Source organism: Acetobacter sicerae, from assembly GCF_011516765.1.
Taxonomy (GTDB): Bacteria; Pseudomonadota; Alphaproteobacteria; order Acetobacterales; family Acetobacteraceae; genus Acetobacter; species Acetobacter sicerae.
This window is the reverse complement of sequence record NZ_JAAABN010000084.1, coordinates 1-723: the sequence shown is the minus strand read 5'-3', so window position 1 is coordinate 723 and position 723 is coordinate 1. Positions and strand designations below refer to the sequence as shown.

General features: G+C 60.6%; 1 protein-coding gene. It reads left to right on the top strand.

The genetic code is table 11. The features are described from left to right. The first annotated feature begins 219 nt into the window (after positions 1-219). Positions 220-642 (top strand): hypothetical protein, encoded by a 423-nt coding sequence (locus tag GVI59_RS18705; RefSeq protein ID WP_242013226.1) that lies wholly within the window; start codon positions 220-222, stop codon positions 640-642. Positions 643-723: the final 81 nt, after the last annotated feature.

Here is a 723-nt window from a genome sequence, read left to right as displayed (position 1 = left end):
ACCTCTGACCAAGGCCGCACGCGGTGTCAGCGCTTCATGCGGCCCGCACAGAATCCCACATCCCACCGACAGAGTACAGAGGAAAACGGAAAACAAAAAAGCCGCCCCGGCTACCACCCCGGAACGGCTTTTTCTGAGTATTCTAGCCCACCCTTCTGGCCTTACCAGCTGGAGGGGAAAACCTCGTATTGACTATCACCTGTCAACGCGAGTTTGAGCATGTTCAGCCGGAAAGTACAAGCAAAAAAAATGCGCCCGATTAACGCGGCACTCAGAACGTGTTCGCTTTTCGTCGTTTCGCTGACATGTGCCTGCACCACGATCCCAACCCGCGCGCGGCACGACATGCTCGGCCTCTCCCGCGCCGATCTCGTTGCCTGCGCCGGGGTGCCGGACATGGACGAGGTGCGCGACGGACAGGAGGTTCTGACGTATCGGCAGGATCAGCAGGTGCAGGGGCCGCTCGACCTCAAAGGCCCGCTGTCGCTGGAACTGAGTATCGGCGGACACGGGACATGTCGGGCATCCGTCGCAGTCCGCGAGGGCCACGTCGTGCGGGTGACGTATTCCGGCCCGAGCGCGACGCTGGAGGGGCGAGACGGGGCGTGCGCCGGGGTGGTCAGGGGGTGCGTGAAAGAGTGATGGGTTGCGCTATTTTGTAAAACGCGATCCCGGAATTGTAAAACGTCTTCGCAAAATGGCGGGCTTCTGCGGTTTTGTTTG